The 14,478-nt window shown below is 63.4% G+C and carries 16 protein-coding genes; 13 read left to right on the top strand and 3 right to left on the bottom strand.

Annotation, left to right across the window (positions count from 1 at the left end):
- Nucleotides 1-92 precede the first annotated feature (92 nt).
- On the top strand, nt 93-518 hold the full coding sequence (locus tag BDK61_RS07465; protein ID WP_121302898.1) for a DUF5793 family protein: 426 nt from the start codon (nt 93-95) through the stop codon (nt 516-518).
- A gap of 4 nt (nt 519-522) precedes the next feature.
- Here the strand turns inward: BDK61_RS07465 and BDK61_RS07460 are convergent, their stop codons facing one another.
- Nucleotides 523-1,305, bottom strand: coding sequence for an NAD-dependent protein deacylase (locus BDK61_RS07460; RefSeq protein WP_121302897.1), 783 nt, complete (start codon nt 1,303-1,305; stop codon nt 523-525).
- Nucleotides 1,306-1,609: 304 nt separating this feature from the next.
- Between BDK61_RS07460 and sucC the strand changes: the two genes are divergently transcribed.
- The 5 genes from sucC to BDK61_RS07435 all read left to right on the top strand — a co-directional run bounded on the left by sucC (nt 1,610) and on the right by BDK61_RS07435 (nt 6,482).
- Nucleotides 1,610-2,758, top strand: coding sequence for an ADP-forming succinate--CoA ligase subunit beta (gene sucC / locus BDK61_RS07455; protein ID WP_004962343.1), 1,149 nt, complete (start codon nt 1,610-1,612; stop codon nt 2,756-2,758).
- The gene (gene sucD, locus BDK61_RS07450) at nt 2,755-3,627 is read left to right on the top strand and encodes a succinate--CoA ligase subunit alpha (protein ID WP_004962346.1); all 873 of its coding nucleotides are present in this window, start codon (nt 2,755-2,757) and stop codon (nt 3,625-3,627) included. The genes sucC and sucD overlap by 4 nt, the downstream gene beginning before the upstream one ends.
- Before the next feature lie 43 nt (nt 3,628-3,670).
- Complete coding sequence (locus BDK61_RS07445) at nt 3,671-4,663, top strand: ATP-binding protein (protein WP_121302896.1); 993 nt, start codon at nt 3,671-3,673, stop codon at nt 4,661-4,663.
- 247 nt (nt 4,664-4,910) lie between these two features.
- Nucleotides 4,911-5,147 (top strand): hypothetical protein, encoded by a 237-nt coding sequence (locus BDK61_RS07440; protein WP_004593153.1) that lies wholly within the window; start codon nt 4,911-4,913, stop codon nt 5,145-5,147.
- Between the two features lie 264 nt (nt 5,148-5,411).
- On the top strand, nt 5,412-6,482 hold the full coding sequence (locus BDK61_RS07435) for a sensor histidine kinase (protein WP_121303912.1): 1,071 nt from the start codon (nt 5,412-5,414) through the stop codon (nt 6,480-6,482).
- A gap of 19 nt (nt 6,483-6,501) precedes the next feature.
- On the opposite strand, the gene BDK61_RS07430 is transcribed toward BDK61_RS07435, so the two are convergent.
- Nucleotides 6,502-6,933 (bottom strand): SRPBCC family protein, encoded by a 432-nt coding sequence (locus tag BDK61_RS07430; RefSeq protein WP_121302895.1) that lies wholly within the window; start codon nt 6,931-6,933, stop codon nt 6,502-6,504.
- A gap of 60 nt (nt 6,934-6,993) precedes the next feature.
- Here BDK61_RS07430 and BDK61_RS07425 point away from each other — a divergent pair, with 60 nt between their 5' ends.
- The 5 genes from BDK61_RS07425 (at nt 6,994) to BDK61_RS07405 (ending at nt 12,440) form a co-directional block, all read left to right on the top strand.
- Nucleotides 6,994-7,896 carry an ABC transporter ATP-binding protein gene (locus BDK61_RS07425; protein ID WP_004962357.1) on the top strand — a complete coding sequence of 301 codons (903 nt, stop codon included), beginning with the start codon at nt 6,994-6,996 and terminating at the stop codon, nt 7,894-7,896.
- Nucleotides 7,897-9,912 (top strand): ABC transporter permease family protein, encoded by a 2,016-nt coding sequence (locus BDK61_RS07420; protein WP_121302894.1) that lies wholly within the window; start codon nt 7,897-7,899, stop codon nt 9,910-9,912.
- Nucleotides 9,905-10,993, top strand: a complete 1,089-nt coding sequence (locus BDK61_RS07415; protein ID WP_121302893.1) for an ABC transporter permease — start codon at nt 9,905-9,907, stop codon at nt 10,991-10,993. Before BDK61_RS07420 ends, BDK61_RS07415 begins: the two co-directional genes overlap by 8 nt.
- A 43-nt stretch (nt 10,994-11,036) precedes the next feature.
- The gene (locus tag BDK61_RS07410) at nt 11,037-12,014 is read left to right on the top strand and encodes an aldo/keto reductase (protein WP_121302892.1); all 978 of its coding nucleotides are present in this window, start codon (nt 11,037-11,039) and stop codon (nt 12,012-12,014) included.
- Nucleotides 12,015-12,146: 132 nt separating this feature from the next.
- Complete coding sequence (locus BDK61_RS07405; protein ID WP_011223047.1) at nt 12,147-12,440, top strand: hypothetical protein; 294 nt, start codon at nt 12,147-12,149, stop codon at nt 12,438-12,440.
- Nucleotides 12,441-12,447: 7 nt separating this feature from the next.
- Here BDK61_RS07405 and BDK61_RS07400 read toward each other — a convergent pair whose 3' ends face one another.
- Nucleotides 12,448-12,948, bottom strand: a complete 501-nt coding sequence (locus tag BDK61_RS07400; RefSeq protein ID WP_121302891.1) for a macro domain-containing protein — start codon at nt 12,946-12,948, stop codon at nt 12,448-12,450.
- A 118-nt stretch (nt 12,949-13,066) separates the two neighbouring features.
- Between BDK61_RS07400 and BDK61_RS07395 the strand changes: the two genes are divergently transcribed.
- A complete protein-coding gene (locus BDK61_RS07395; RefSeq protein ID WP_121302890.1) occupies nt 13,067-13,771 on the top strand; it encodes a YqjF family protein in 705 nt (234 codons plus the stop codon).
- Between the two features lie 21 nt (nt 13,772-13,792).
- Entirely contained in the window at nt 13,793-14,467 is a 675-nt protein-coding gene (locus BDK61_RS07390; RefSeq protein ID WP_004962383.1) for a DUF2071 domain-containing protein, read from the top strand.
- Nucleotides 14,468-14,478 lie beyond the last annotated feature (11 nt).

Below are 14,478 nucleotides of genomic sequence, written 5' to 3'. Positions count from 1 at the left end.
GAGGGTGGGCCGGTCCGGTAAAAGCTACCGATACCGACAGTCGGTGCGCCGTTACGTTCATTTGGCCAGGCCACGTACCTGTAAACACCGGAATGAGGCGTGATTACTTCACCGTCGACATCCAGGCTTCGGCCACCGACAACGACGACCCGACGATAGCGATTGTATACGATGGGCCGACAGGAGAGCTCCGCGAGCGCCTCAGTAAAGTAGACGGCGGCACACTCGGTGGCGAGGAGATCGACGTGACCTTCCGCCGCCAGCCCGAAAGCGACGGGGTGCTTTCGCTGACGAACCGCCTCACCGGTGAGTACATCTTTGAGGCGACAGCACCGACAGCGGACATCGACGCGCTCGTTTCCGCGGCGGACGCTCAAGAAGACCCACAGTTTACAGTCCGTCTCACCGACGGCGAGGGCGAGTCACGAACCTACGAGCTACGGACGCTGCTCGTCTACGACCACGACGGGAGCCTCCTGCGCGGGCAGAGCCTGATTCCCGGCGGCGTCGAGTTGTAACCCGCTACAGCCGCTCGACAATCGCCGGGAGCACCTGCGTGACATCCGCACGGAGCACATGGGCCGCACTCGCGTCACGCGGCGTCTCCTCGTAGTTTACCACGACCAGCGTACTGTCTCCCTCAGCCGCGATTTTCGGAAGCAATGAGGCGGGCTGGACCGACAACGACGAGCCAACCGCCAGAAACACGTCACTGTCCCGTGCGAGACGCTGGGCCTCGTTCATCGCCACGTCGGGCATTGGTTCGCCGAACAGCACCACATCGGGCCGGTAGACGCCGCCGCAGTCACAGCGTGGCGGCAAGTCGCTGCTTTCGGCGGCCTGTTCGAATACCACTTCCGCGTCCCGGCGGTGACCGCAGTCATCACAGACCACGCGCCGATGGGTTCCGTGCAGTTCGACGACCCGGTCCGTCCCGGCGGTGTCGTGCAGCCCGTCGATGTTCTGCGTGAGCACGGCGTCGAGGTGGCCGTCCGCTTCAAGCGCCGCCAGCGCCTCGTGGGCGGCGTTGGGCTCGGGGTCGATGTCGCCGTAGATGGCCTCTCGAAGCGAGAGTCGGTCCGCCCAGAAGCCCGCTGGGTCGGCGTCGAGCCGACGGCGGTGGAAGTCCGCCGGGTCGTGGCGCTCCCAGATACCGTCGTCGCCGCGAAAGGAGGGGATGCCCGACGCCGTCGAGACGCCCGCGCCGGTGAGCGCGACAGCAGTTTCGGCGGTGCGAAGCGCCTCGGCAACCGCATCGAGCGTTTCGCCGTCAATATCGTCGATCCCGTGCCTGTCGTCGGCCATACGCTTGCTTCGGGGTCCAGCGCTGTGGGTCTATTGGATTGAACGGGACAGCAGGGACGACCGTGGATGCGCCTTCGTGTTTCGAGCCTCTATACTGCAACTGGATACCACCGCGTGCGTTTATAGTAACAATTGAAACGATTTACACACTAATCGCACTGCTGTCGTGCGATCAGGTGTGCATTGATTTTCAATAGCTACTATAGCTCGCTCTCGCTACCCACAGTAAACTGGGACTACCTGCTTGGTCGCAAGAAGAGAAACGGACGGATTTAAATCGCCACCGCTCGCCTTTCTGCATGACATGCGCTTGCACGAATACCAGGCGAAGCAAGTCTTCGCTGACGCGGGCATCCCGACGCCCGCCTCGCAGCTGGCCGAGACAGTAGATGAGGCCGTCGACGCGGCCGAGGAAATCGGATATCCGGTCGCCATCAAGGCACAGGTCCACGTGGGCGGCCGCGGTAAGGCCGGCGGCATCAAACTCGTCGAGTCCAAGGAGGAGGCCCGCGAGGCCGCCGAGGACATCATCGGGATGGACCTCAAGGGCTACCACGTCTCGAAGGTGCTTGTCGAGGAAGCCGTCGACTTCGTCAACGAGCTGTACGTCGGCGTGACGATGGACCGCGGCGAGGGCCGCCCGGTCGCAATGGTCTCGACGAAAGGTGGCGTCAACATCGAGGAGGTCGCCGAAGAAGACCCCGACGCCATCGCCCGCGAGCACATCGACCCGGCCTTCGGAATGCACCCGTTCCAGGCCCGGAAAGTCGTCTACGAGGCCGGTGTCGACCGCGAGGTCGCAAACGACGTGGCGAGCGTCCTCACGACGCTGTACCAGCTCTGGGACGACCGCGACGGCGCTGACACGGAAATCAATCCGCTGATGATTACCAGCGATGACGAGGTCATCGCGGCCGACGCCGTCATGAACGTCGACGGTGACGCCCTGTTCCGCCAGCCCGAAATCGCGGAGATGGGCGAGGAAGCGGCGGAAGGCGATGAACTCGAACAGAAGGCCGACGAGTACGGCTTCGATTACGTCCGACTCGACGGCAACGTCGGCATCATCGGCAACGGTGCGGGCCTCGTGATGACGACGCTGGACCTCGTTGATTACTACGACGGCGAGCCCGCCAACTTCCTCGATGTCGGTGGCGGCGCGAAGGCCGACCGTATCGCAAACGCGCTCGATATGGTGTTCTCCGACGAGAATGTTGATTCGGTCGTGTTCAACATCTTCGGCGGTATCACCCGTGGTGACGAGGTCGCCAACGGCATCAATCAGGCGCTGGAGCAGTTCGACGAGATCCCGAAGCCGGTCACCGTCCGACTCGCAGGGACCAACGCAGAGGAGGGGATGGAAATCCTGAACGAGGATCTGGTGACGGTCGAGCACACGCTGGAGGACGCCGTCCAGCGTGCGGTTGAGTACGCAAAGGAGGTGGAAGCATGAGTGTTCTAGTCGACGAAGACACGCGCGTCGTTGTACAGGGAATTACCGGCGGTGAAGGGAAGTTCCACACCGAGCAGATGCTGGAGTACGGCACGAACGTCGTCGCCGGCGCAGTGCCCGGCCGCGGCGGGCAGGAAGTCGCTGGCGTGCCGGTGTTCGACACCGTGCAGGGCGCGGCCCGTGAGGCCGATGCGAACGCTGCCGTCGTGTTCGTGCCGCCGGCCTTCGCTGGTGACGCCTGCTTCGAGGCGCTTGATGCGAAGGGTATCGACCTCGTTGTCGCCATCACCGAAGGCATTCCGACCCAGGACATGGCCCGGGTCTACCGCAAACTGCAGGAGACCGACACGCATCTCGTCGGTCCGAACTGCCCCGGTGTCATCACGCCCGGCGTCGCCAAGCTCGGCATCCTCCCGGGGAACATCTTCTCGTCCGGGAACGTCGGTCTCGTCTCCCGCTCGGGGACGCTGACCTACCAGGTCGTCGACAACCTCACCAACCGCGGCATCGGCCAGTCGACGGCCATCGGTATCGGCGGCGACCCCATCATCGGGACGGACTTCATCGGCGCGCTCGAACAGTTCGAGGCCGACCCCGACACCCACGCCGTCGTGATGTGCGGCGAAATCGGCGGTGAAGACGAGGAAGAGGCCGCCCGCTACATCGGCGAGCACATGGACACGCCGGTCGCCGGCTTCATCGCCGGTCGGACCGCACCGCCCGGAAAGCGCATGGGCCACGCCGGCGCTATCGTCTCCGGTTCCGGTACCGGGACCGCGCAGTCGAAGATTACCGCGCTAGAGGACAACGGCGTCCCTGTCGGTGACACGCCGGAGGAAGTCGCCGACCACGTCGAAGACCTGCTGTAGGGCACCGTCGGTTTCTTACCGCCTGTTTTCGTAGTAGCACGGGATGACGCCTGCTCGTGGCACCGTCTATCTCGTGGCCGGTACCGAAGCGACTGACCTGGCTAAGGCACTCTCCGAAGCACTGACGACGGACGAGACAACCGCCGAGGCAGTCCCAGACACGAGCACCGTACAGGACCGGCTGAACGACGGGGACGTCAGGGGTGTCGTTCTCGGTGACGACGGTGAATACAACGGGGTTGCGGCATTCGAGGAACTGCGGGCAGGCGGGACTGAGATTCCGATTGTGCTTGTCGGGACCAACCCCGAACCGGACCGGGTCACCGAGGCGCTCCGGGCCGGCGTCACCGAGTATGTGACCGCGGAGACGCCGGCATCCCTGCTGGCCGCAAAGCTTGACGCGTACGCGACGCGGTGGCCGACTGACTGGCGGGTCGGTGCCAGACAGTGGGACGAGATTTCAAGCGGCGTCTCTCATGACGCGAAGAACCCGCTGAACGTCGTCATGGGCCGGTTAGAGCTACTGGACATCGGTGAGCCCCACGAAGATGCCCTGTTTCGGTCCGTCGACCGAGTCGAGTCGCTGCTGACCGACCTCTCTCGCATCGGAAGCACCGCATGTCCTGTCTCGGAAACCGATTCGCTTGCACTGGCTGACGTAGCCACTGAGGTCTGGGCCGCAGCAAGCTACGAGGACGCGACGCTCGAAGTACAGACGGACGCGGCTATTGACGCCGAACACGACCGACTGCAGTTGCTGCTTCGCGAACTGTTCGACAACGCGGTCGCACACAGCGAGGGACCGGTGACCGTCACCATCGGTGCCACTGATTCGGGATTCTACGTGGCCGATGACGGCCCGGGAATTCCCGAAGCGGACCGCGACAAGGTGTTTGAACAGGGCTTTGGGACAACGCGGGAGGGTGAGGGGTACGGACTGTTCCTTGTCGACACCGCGGCGAGAGCCCACAGGTGGACCGTGTCGGTCGATGAGAGCGAATCTGGCGGCACGCGGATCGACGTGACGACGGGCTAGCGGTTTTGTCACATATAGCAGAGTGGTGAGTCGGAGACACAGTGGCCGAAGTATCTGGCCCCGAACTGGCCTTTGCCGGGATGTGTACATGGATAGTCAGCTCTGCCACGCTTTACTGTCCGAGATGTGAGATGTATGTGACACCGAAAACCGACGGACGGCAGCCGACCGGTACCTTCCGTCAACGGAAAGAAGCGGCCGTGAACGTTCCGGTATCGCTATAAGGGATGAATCTGTATTTTCGAATATGCCTCATATTTGTCGGAACTGCAAGCGGACCTTTGGCACAGAGCTCGAACTCGAACTCCACCGCGACACGTGTTCGGACGGGCAGCTCTACTGTGACGAATGTGGCGACCGGTTTACCGAACGAGCGGCCACAGAAGATGGCTGGCACTATCGATGTCCGAACGATGACTGCGACGGCACCGGCATTGACGACGACATCCACAAAGTATCGGACGCACGCGTAACCAAGCAGTAGCTGGTAGAAAGAACAGGCCGGGACGGTAGCTGTCGGACGACAACGATTGGACATATGTCGCTCGCCTGTTCAGTTGGCCAGTAGCGGTAAATGCACGTCTCACAAACAAATGCGGAAGTGACACACCCAGATCGCCGCTCAGACCGCCTGCCAGCCCTTATTCAGGGAGTCGGGTTTTTCTTCCTCCTCGGAGGTGTGGGTAACTATTTTTATTTTTCTGACGCTGGACTGCCAGCCCTTTTGACGGCAGATTTCGTGGTCAGTATGCTGGCAGTTGTGCCGTTTGCAGCAGCGATCATCGTCGGCGGGTTCTGGCTCGAGAACTCGAAGATTGACCCGAACCAGTATCGGCGTATCGGGGTCTGGTTCGCTGGCGGACTGGTCGCTTTTTTGTTGTTGAATGTGGTGATGATTTTCACCTGGCCGACGGGGTCGCTGGGTGAAGACATCGGCTGGGCACTGTTCGCGGCTGTCGTCGGCGGCGCTGGCGGCCTTGTGATGGGTATCTTCGAGGCACGTGCGATATCCCGGGCTGTCGAGGCCGAGCGGCAGCGACTCCAACGGGAGGCCATCGAGCAGCGCAACGAACGGCTCGACGAATTCGCCGCCGTTGTGGCACACGACCTCCGGAACCCGCTCAACGTCGCGTCTGGGCAGGTCGAACTCGAACGAATGGACCGCGACTCGAAGCACCTGCAGGCGGCTGCAACAGCGATGGACCGGATGGAAACGCTCATTGACCGGACGCTAACGCTGGCCCGGAGCGGGCACGTCATCAGCGATACGGAGACCGTTGCTCTCGCAGAACTGGTCGACGGCTGCTGGGAGGCCGTGCCGACGATGGATGGGACGCTAGAAAACGAGGTAACAGCCGTCATCGACGCTGACCCGGATCGGCTCCGTCACCTGTTCGAGAACCTGTTTCGGAACGCCGTGGAACATGGTTCCACAGGCAGTCAGACGGAGTCCGACGACAGTGTCGAGCACGGGTCCACGGGCAGGCAGTCACCGTCAGCGGACACTCTCGAACGTGGCAGTGTTGACCTGACGGTCCGTGTCGGCGAGATGGCTGGTGGGTTTTACGTCGCCGATAACGGCTCCGGAATCCCGCCCGCCAAGCGTGATGCAGTGCTTGACGACGGCTACACCACCACTGACGGCGAAGGCGGGCTCGGACTGGCAATCGTCCAGCGCATTGTCGAAGCCCACGGCTGGGAAATCGACATAACTGAAAGCGACGAGGGCGGGACACGCTTTGAAATCACGAACGTCACGAAAACACCTCGCTCCGACGAAGACACCGACACGCGCTCGAAGACACCGATTCAGCCCTGATGCTCGGCGCGGTCGCTGCTTACGCGTCGCGTTGTTGTGCCAGAGTGGCGATCCGCTGGCACGCTCGGGCACACACCGGGGCGTAGCCAGTTGCCAGCGGGGGAATTTCGAACCCGACGACGGAGCCACCGGCCCGTTCTTCGACGAAGTGTCCAGTCGCCGGAAGCCGTGCGACGGTCCACGTCCAGCGGTACGGCGTACATGCTGTCACTTCAAACGGGAGCCACACCGCACCAGCAACGCGAACGCGGCCGGTCGTCCCATCGTCGATATACCGGGTCGCTGTTTCGACGGCTGTGACAGACGGCCCCCAGTCTGCCCAGCAGTCGGTGTCGGTCAGGACATTCCACACGGTGTCGACCGACGTGTCGACGTCGTGCCGGACGACCAGCCGCTGTCCGTCCGGTGTTTTTTCAAGCGAAACGCTGCTCGTTCCCAGTTCGAGTGCCATTATCAGAAGCAATAGGCCGGAGCCAAGGTATAGGTTAGTTCACTCGTAATCAATCGGCAGATGATTGACGCCCGTGATATTCGGAAGGAGTACGGCGGTTTCGTCGCTGTACAGGGCAGTTCGTTTTCAGTCGACCGCGGCGAAGTGTTCGGTATCATCGGGCCAAACGGGGCCGGCAAGACAACGACACTAAAGATGCTTGCGGGCCTGCTGGAGCCGACGAGCGGCTCCGCCGAGATAGCGGGACTCGATACCGAAACCGCGGAGATGCGCCAGCAGCTGGGCTTTCTGCCCGAGGAATCGCCGCTGTACGAGGAGATGACGCCGATCTCCTACCTGAAATTCTTCGCCGACCTCTACGACGTGGACCCGGACGTGGCCGAGGAACGGATGCACGACACGCTGGACGAACTCGAACTCGAACACCGCGACCGAAAGCTCGGCGATATGTCCAAGGGGATGAAACGGAAGGTCGCCATCGCTCGCTCCCTTATCAATGACCCTGACGTGCTCATCTACGACGAGCCGGCGTCGGGGCTGGACCCGTTGACGACGAACTACGTCATCGAGTTCACTGAGCAGTTGGCAAAGGAAGGCAAGACAATCGTCTTCTCGGCGCACAACCTCTTTCACGTCGAATCTATCTGTGACCGGGTCGTCATCATGAATGAGGGCGAAATCGTCGCCCGCGGCGACCTCGAAGAACTCCAGGCCGAGTACGGCCACACGCGGTATCACGTCTACACGACAGTCGACGTGCCCGACGCAGTACAGGAGAACGGGTCGTACAAGCGGGTCGTCGAGAGCATGGACGCCGTCGAAGCGACGCGAGAACAGGCGGAGTCAAACGGCGGTGACGTGGTCGACATACGGACGGAGGAGTCCAGCCTAGAGGAGGTGTTCCTCAACGTCGCTGAGGCCGGCACTCGCGGCACGCGGTACGTCGAGGAGGACGCGGAGTAGATGCAACTGGATAAGCTCCTGCGCGTCGCGAAGTGGGAGGTGACAAAAAACGCCGGCGGTGTCGACAAGCGGACCATCGTCGTGATGGCGCTGTCCCTCGTTGCGATGGGCGCGGTCGCCGCGATAGCCGTCAGTGGCGGCACCGGTGCGGGGATGGACGACGGCATCTACCGGATCGGCGTTGACGACGACAGTCCATACTACGGCGTCGCGGCCGATGATTCGACCTTCGATATCCGTGAGCCGGACCCAGCAGCCATCGAACGACGCCAGCAGGAACTCCTGTATCGGGGGATACGGCTTCAGAACGTGCCACAGACAGCCAAAGAGCGGGCTGCGCTTACCGAACTCCGCGACAGCACGGCGCAGTACAACGACCGGACGCTCGCTCGGGACGACAACCAGACCGCCGCGTTCCCCGTTTCTGTGACGCTTGTCTACGAGCAACAGTCGGGGAGCAGCCAGCTCGACCCCCGGAGCGGCGACAGCAGTGACGGGTCTGGCTCCTCGGACGGCGGCACCAGTGTCGCCGATGAGGGAGAGACGAGTGCTTCGAGCGGGAGCGATTCGGACACCAGTGGCAGTACTGGAACGGGCGACGGCAGCAGCGATGATAGCGACGGAAGCAATGGCGATAGCTCGGCAACGGGCGATGAAAGCGATAGCAGCGGTAGCAGCCAAGAGACCGTCGACAGCAATGTGAGCACCAGCGACTCGGTCGCGAGCGGCGGCGGTGACGGCGGAACCGCCGGTGGCAGCGGCGCAAACCTCGGCGCTATCGGCGCACGGTTGACCGGCGACGTGCAGGGTGGCACTCCCTCCGATATCTCGCCGCCGTTCCCCTTCGAGTCGCTCGTGCTTGCCTTCCTCTACATCGTGCCGATGAACTTCGTTATTCAGGCCTACGGCTCGTCGATGCTCTCGGAACGGTTGAACCGCCGCGGTGAACTCCTGCTGGTGACGCCGGCCTCGCGGGGCGACATCATCGGCGGCAAGACACTCCCGTACCTCGCGGGCGCTGTCGGCGTGGCGGCGCTCATCACCGCGGCGCTACGGTTCGGGAACATCGCGCCAGCGGGGAGTTACGTCGCGGTGCTGGCGGTGGTCCCGCTCGTCGTCCTCTTCCTCTCGGCGACGTTCTGCGGGGCGATGTTCGCCCGCTCGTTCAAGGAACTCACCTTCGTGACGGTGACCATTACGGTGACGCTGACCTCCTACGCGTTCGTTCCGGCCATCTTCACCGACGTGACGCCGATTGCGCTCATCTCGCCGCTGACGCTGGTCGTGCTCGACCTGACTGGCCAGTCCGTCGGGCTCTCGTCGTTCGTCTTCTCGACGACACCGCCGCTCCTGACCGGACTGGTGTTGTTCGGTCTGGGGGCCGGTCTCTACCGAGAAGAAGATATGTTCACTCAGCGGCCGATTCCGCTGAAGGTGCTCGATGCGCTGGCTGGTGGTATCAACTCCCGCCGGAGCGCGTTAAAGATGAGTATCGTCCTGTTACCGCTGGTCATCGTCGCCGAACTGGCGGCCATCGCGTTCCTGTTCGTCCTTGACTCAGTATCGCTGAACGTCTTCGGGACGAACCAGTCGCTCGGCATCGTGCTCGTGCTCGGCGTCATCGTCGTCATCGAGGAACTGGCAAAGAGCCTGCACGTCTACGCCGGCTACGAGCACGCCCGCTACGATCGGACGCTCCGGTCGGCGCTCGGCACCGGTGCGCTCTCCGGACTCGGCTTCTTTATCGGGGAGAAAGGGCTGCTTATCGCCAGGCTGTCAGACCTTGAGAGCCTGCCTATCGGCGAAGCTGCCCTGCAGGGCGCAACGTTGCCCGCCGGCCTGCCGCTGTGGGTTGCAGGGCTCCTGTTCTTGCTCCCGCTGGCGCTGCACACGGTGACAGCAGCCATCTCATCGGTTGGCGCGAGCCGCGGGCGACGGGCCTACGTCGCTGCGCTAACTGTGGCTATCGTCGTCCACTTCGCCTACAACTTCACGGTGGTGAGCACCCTTGTCTGAGGACCGCCCCCTCTGGCGCGACCCGCGGGTCGTCATAGCCCGGCGGGATATCCGGTCGCTCTCCCGGGAGAAGACTATCGTGCTGGCGTTGCTCATTCAGCTGTTCGTCGCGGGGTTCTCCTCGTTCCTCGTCGTCGGCCTCACGTCGCTGTACGACCCCAGCTCGGTCGCAGCCGGCGAGGTGGAGATGGCCGTCACCGGCGACGCCCGCGAGGAGCTGGAGGCCGCGGCCGCTGAACAGGACGGGACCAGCGTCACCGCCTTCGAGAACGAGGCCGCCGCACAGCGGGCGTTCGACCAGCGACGGGTAGATGCGATACTTCGCGGCCAGTACGTGCCGTCAACGAGCGGGCCGGGGGAGCAGATAGCAGTCACTGCCATCGTCCCCGAAGGGAGCATCCAGTCGACGCTTATTGTCGTCGAAGTGCGCCGGGTCCTCAGCGCCCTAGAGCGTCAGGAGCGACTGGAGCGGACGCCGTATCTCGACCAGCCGCCCGTGCCGCTCCCGGACACCGTCAGCGCGAGCCAGTACTTCGGGTTCACCTACACCATTCTGATTCCGCTGCTCCTGTTCCTCCCGCCGTTCATCAGCGGCTCGGTGGCCGTCGACACCGTCACCGAGGAACTCGAACGTGGGACGATGGAACTGCTCCGTGTGGCCCCGGTGTCGCTGCTCGACATCATTGACGGAAAGGCGCTCGGGATGGTGTTGCTTGCCCCTGCACAGGCTCTCATGTGGCTTGCGCTGCTGTCGACGAACGGTATCGCCGTTTCGAACCCGGCGGCGATTCTGCTATTCATCACGGCAGTCACCGTCGTTGTCGTGACGCTCGGGGTCGTGCTGGGCATCACGCTCCAGAACCGTCGCCCGGCGCAGTTACTGTTCTCCGTGCTTACCCTCGTGCTCTTTGGCGGAGCCGTACTCCTCCCGGAACACCCGGCAACGACGGTGGCGAAGCTTGCGGTCGATAGTCCAACCCTACTGACCTACAGCCACGTCGGCGGGGCGGTCCTGCTGGCGGTTGCCGGCTACGCCGTCGCCAGAGTGTACATCGGGCGAGTCGCAGCCGAATCACTGTAACCGACGGCGAACTTTTTTCGCCAGCGCGGACGCGAGTCCGAGCATGGAGTACACGACACTCGGGTCGACTGGCATGGAGGTCAGCCGGCTCTGCCTGGGCTGTATGAGTTTCGGCACCTCAGAGTGGCGCGACTGGGTGCTCGACGAGGACGAGAGCCGCGAGGTCATCGAGCGGGCCATCGACCTCGGCATCAACTTCTTCGATACGGCCAATATGTACTCGATGGGCGAGTCTGAGCGCGTCCTCGGGACCGTTCTCGATGACTACGACCGCGACGGGCAGGTCGTGGCGACGAAGGGGTACTTCCAGATGGACGAGGACAACCCTAACTCCGGCGGGCTCTCGCGGAAGGCCATCGAGCAGGAACTGTCGAACTCGCTTTCCCGGCTCGGGATGGACACCGTCGACCTCTATCAGACCCACCGCTGGGATTACGACACACCCATCGAGCAGACGCTCCGGGCGCTGGACGACGCCGTCCGGCGGGGACAGGCGCGGCACGTCGGCGCGTCGTCGATGTGGACCCACCAGTTCGCCGATGCGCTCCGGACGAGCGAGCGCGAGGGGCTGGAGCGGTTCGAGACGATGCAGAACCACTACAATCTGCTGTACCGCGAGGAGGAACGCGAGATGCTGCCGCTGTGTGACAAAGAGAACGTCGGCGTCATCCCGTGGAGTCCGCTGGCCCGGGGCTATCTCACCCGGCCGCACGAGCAGGTCGAGGAGACGGTCCGGGGCGAGACGGACGACTACGCCCGCGAACACCCCTACTACGAGGGCAACGGCCGCGAGGTCAACGAGCGCGTACAAGAGTTGGCCGACGAGTACGACGCCTCGATGGCACAGATAGCGCTGGCATGGGTGCTCGACAAGGAGTGGGTCGACGCACCGATTATCGGGACAAGTAGCCTCGAACACCTCGAAGAAGCGGTTGCAGCGCTCGAAATCGACCTCTCAGAGAGCGACGTGGAGTGGCTGGAGGCCCCCTACGAGCCGGTTCGGGTGTCAGGCCACGAATAATACTGTCGGCTGTCCGCCCGTGGGAGTTTCGCCGCCCCAAGCGAGTGTCCTGAAACGGGTACAGACAGCGGTTTATCCCGGCGAAATTGTTAAGATACAGTAAAATCAAACCTAGCATGAGGAAAGGTAACAATGACCAACGCTCGGGGGCCGAGCAGCGAGACACTCGAGGAAACGGCGGGCGGTGACGCCTGCGTTTGCTCGATAGGCAATGCAGCCGAACACTACATGACCGGGATACTGGGGCTCGTCGCGACGCTCATCGTCGGTCTGCAGGCCTATCCGTGGCTACAGTCTGTCGCCGATACCACGTCGTATCTCGGGCCGACGTGGCTGGTGTTTAGCTTCGCCGCGATATGGCTCGTCTGCTGGATCGCACTGGAAGTCGCCTGGGAGTGGCGTGCTGGGCGCGTCCACCTGTTGTGACAGATAGTCAGTTGCGAACGCCAGCCGCGGCGCGCTGCATCCCTTCGAAGTCGTCGTCGGAGTAGGCGATGAGTCGCACGTCTGTCAAGGATTCGGGCTGATACTCCTCGATGACAGCACAGATGATGTCGATACCCTCCTCAAAATCGAACCCAGCGATGCCACAGCCGATGGCCGGGAAAACGACTGATTCACAGTTTAGCGCGTCTGCTTCAGCCAGTGCATTTCGGGTTGCGTCGCGGATGCTTTCAGCGGTTGACTGACCACCCGGTGGCATCGCGGCGGCGTGGATAACGTACTCGGCGTCGAGGTCGTAGGCGTCGGTCGTGGCGACACCGCCGAGGTCGACCGGGCCTTTCGCGACGGCCTCGTCGTTCAGGCCCGACCCGGCCGCACGCTTGAGCGCCCCCGCGACGCCGGAGCCCATCCGCAGACTCGTGTTCGCCGCGTTGACCAGTGCGTCCGCCGACTGTGCAGCGATGTCGCCCTGGATTACCTCGAACTCCATATGCGATGCTGGGAGCGGCACTGACAAAGTTTTAGTGCTGACACGACCGGCCGCTCTTATGGTGTCTGTCACCGCGCCCCACAACAGGCAGAAACCCGTCTAGTTCCTATGGACAGGTATGGACCTGCTGACGATGACGTGGCGGGACGTGGGGTTCATGCACTGGCCGGTCGAGCCTGACAGTGTCCAGACGACACTGCCGGACGGGCTCGATGTCGACACGTACGACGGGCAGGCATGGCTCAGTGTGGTCCCGTTCCAGATGGCGGACATCAGACCGCGCGGCAGTCCAATCGGGCGGTCCTTCGGCGAGCTAAACCTCCGGACCTACGTGGTCGCCGACGGGACGCCAGGGGTGTACTTCTACAACCTCGACGCCGACGACCGGCTCAGCGTGACGCTGGCCCGACAGCTGTTCCAGCTGTCCTATTATCAGGCGTCGATGCAGGTCCGGACCGACGGCGACAGCGTCGAGTTCTGGAGCCGGCGGACCAGTTCGCGGGCCCCACCGGCGGATTTCCACGCCACCTACGAGCCGACTGAGCCGCCGTCGACACCCGAACCGGGCTCGGTGGAGTCGTTCCTGGTGGAGCGGTACCGCTTCTATGCCGCGAGCGACGACGGGACGGTGTACTACGCCGACATCGACCACGAGCCGTGGCCGCTTCAGCGCGGGCAGGCAGATATTCGGACGAACGGCCTGTTCGCCGCGTCGGGGTTCGACAGGCCCGACGGCGACCCGCTCGTTCACTACTGCGCCGAGATACCGGTGACTGCGGGGCGGCTCCACCGGCTCGACGGGGTTGCCCAGTACACTGATTAGCGTGTCGCCCCCAGTGACTGTGTGGTCGCCCTCCGTCCGCTGCAGGTCACGTTAGACGACGTGTGCTTCTGTCACTGGCCGGTCTCCGAGGCAGCGGTACGAGCGGCAGTTCCTGACTGGCTCACCGTCGAGACGGCCGATGGCGACGCCTGGGTGTCGGCCGTCGTGGCGACTGTCGACCGCGTCGAGACGTTTGGTATCGAGGTCGCCGGGCCGTCTGAGTTGCTCACGGTTCGGACCTACGTCCGCGGCCCAACCGGTCAGCGCGGGGTCTGCGTGCTCGGGCTGTTCGGTGACGACAGGCGGACGGCGACAGCGGTCTCCGAACTGTTTCGTATCACAGTGGGAGATGCCGTCCCGCGGATGCTCTCAACGGCTGACCGTCGCCGGGTCCTTGATGCCGGCAACAGGCGGCTGTTCGAGTGCCGGTACACAGCCGGTGGTGACCCAGTGGCTATCCCGCCGGACTCGCTGGCCTCGTTCCTCGTCGACCGGCAGCGTTACTTCACAACGGGACGCTTTGGGACACGGCTCGTCGGCAGCGTCGGCCACGACCCGTGGCGACTCGACCGCGTTGACGCCACTGTGACCGGGTCTGTACTCTCACTAGTTGACATATCGGCCCGTAACTCGGACCCACTGGTTCATCACAGTCCTGCGCTTCGAGTGTCAATTGCCCCACCGGTACCGCCATAGCCGGGACCAGC

Origin of the sequence: Haloarcula quadrata, assembly GCF_003634715.1 — an archaeon.
GTDB lineage: Archaea > Halobacteriota > Halobacteria > Halobacteriales > Haloarculaceae > Haloarcula > Haloarcula marismortui.
Note: the sequence above shows the minus strand (reverse complement) of the source record. Positions and strands in the feature narration are given on the sequence as shown.

Excerpts from the sequence above, each read along its gene's own strand:
- BDK61_RS07465 (WP_121302898.1), top strand. The coding sequence starts at position 93 with ATGAGGCGTGATTACTTCACCGTCGACATCCAGGCTTCGGCCACCGAC.
- BDK61_RS07460 (WP_121302897.1), bottom strand. The coding sequence starts at position 1,305 with ATGGCCGACGACAGGCACGGGATCGACGATATTGACGGCGAAACGCTC.
- sucC (WP_004962343.1), top strand. The coding sequence starts at position 1,610 with ATGCGCTTGCACGAATACCAGGCGAAGCAAGTCTTCGCTGACGCGGGC.
- sucD (WP_004962346.1), top strand. The coding sequence starts at position 2,755 with ATGAGTGTTCTAGTCGACGAAGACACGCGCGTCGTTGTACAGGGAATT.
- BDK61_RS07445 (WP_121302896.1), top strand. The coding sequence starts at position 3,671 with ATGACGCCTGCTCGTGGCACCGTCTATCTCGTGGCCGGTACCGAAGCG.
- BDK61_RS07440 (WP_004593153.1), top strand. The coding sequence starts at position 4,911 with ATGCCTCATATTTGTCGGAACTGCAAGCGGACCTTTGGCACAGAGCTC.
- BDK61_RS07435 (WP_121303912.1), top strand. The coding sequence starts at position 5,412 with ATGCTGGCAGTTGTGCCGTTTGCAGCAGCGATCATCGTCGGCGGGTTC.
- BDK61_RS07430 (WP_121302895.1), bottom strand. The coding sequence starts at position 6,933 with ATGGCACTCGAACTGGGAACGAGCAGCGTTTCGCTTGAAAAAACACCG.
- BDK61_RS07425 (WP_004962357.1), top strand. The coding sequence starts at position 6,994 with ATGATTGACGCCCGTGATATTCGGAAGGAGTACGGCGGTTTCGTCGCT.
- BDK61_RS07420 (WP_121302894.1), top strand. The coding sequence starts at position 7,897 with ATGCAACTGGATAAGCTCCTGCGCGTCGCGAAGTGGGAGGTGACAAAA.
- BDK61_RS07410 (WP_121302892.1), top strand. The coding sequence starts at position 11,037 with ATGGAGTACACGACACTCGGGTCGACTGGCATGGAGGTCAGCCGGCTC.
- BDK61_RS07405 (WP_011223047.1), top strand. The coding sequence starts at position 12,147 with ATGACCAACGCTCGGGGGCCGAGCAGCGAGACACTCGAGGAAACGGCG.
- BDK61_RS07400 (WP_121302891.1), bottom strand. The coding sequence starts at position 12,948 with ATGGAGTTCGAGGTAATCCAGGGCGACATCGCTGCACAGTCGGCGGAC.
- BDK61_RS07395 (WP_121302890.1), top strand. The coding sequence starts at position 13,067 with ATGGACCTGCTGACGATGACGTGGCGGGACGTGGGGTTCATGCACTGG.